This is a genomic window from Promicromonospora xylanilytica (genome assembly GCF_054782895.1).
In genome coordinates this window covers 1-810 of sequence record NZ_BAAGRP010000026.1, presented here as the reverse complement: position 1 = coordinate 810, position 810 = coordinate 1, and the positions used below count along the sequence as shown (strand labels likewise).

Here is an 810-nt window from a genome sequence, read left to right as displayed (position 1 = left end):
GACTAGGTGGTCTCACGTGGTCGTTGCACCGGTTGCTTGTTGGGTCAACAGTAGGCGGTTGAGGGCTTCGGCCGGGTTGGCCCAGCCGAGGGTCTGGCGGGGGCGGCCGTTGAGGCGGCGTGCGATCTCGTCCAGGTGCGCGGCGCTGTGGACGGACAGATCGGTGTTCTTCGGGAAGTACTGACGCAGCAGCCCGTTGGTGTTCTCGTTGGTGCCACGCTGCCAGGGCGAGTGCGGGTCGCAGAAGTACAGGTCCAGGCCCTCGACGATCTCGATGGTGGCCATCGGTGTCATCTCCCGGCCCTGGTCCCAGGTCAGGGACTTACGCAGGTGCGCGGGCAGCGTCGTGATCTTGGTCCGCATCGCGCTCGCGACCTGCTCGGCCCCGTGCTTGCCGGGCAGGTACAGCAGCATGACGAACCGGGTGGTGCGTTCGACCAGGGTCCCGATCGCGGACTGGTTCTTGGTGCCGGTGATCAGGTCGCCTTCCCAGTGACCGGGCACCGCCCGGTCCGCGACCTCGGCAGGACGCTCGCTGATCATCACCTCGGCCGGCAACGGGTAGCGGGTAGCGGCCCGGGCCCGGGTCACCGCCATCGGCCGGCGGACCGCGCGCCCGGTGCGTAACGCGCTGGTCAGGTCCTTGCGCAGATGACCGCGGCCCTGGACATACAAGGACCGGTAGATCGCCTCGTGACTGATCCGCATCGATTCATCATGAGGGAAGTCGACCCGTAGCCGGGCGGACAACTGCTGCGGGCTCCACTGCTCGGTATCGAGCTTGTCCTCCAGCCAGGCCCGCAACCGCGG

1 protein-coding gene is annotated in these 810 nt (G+C 67.8%); it reads right to left on the bottom strand.

All coding sequences use genetic code 11. The features are described 5' to 3' along the window. Positions 1-12: 12 nt before the first annotated feature. Positions 13-810 (bottom strand): IS30 family transposase (locus ACYVK7_RS17590; protein ID WP_460889022.1); only part of this gene is annotated, 798 nt, incomplete at its 5' end.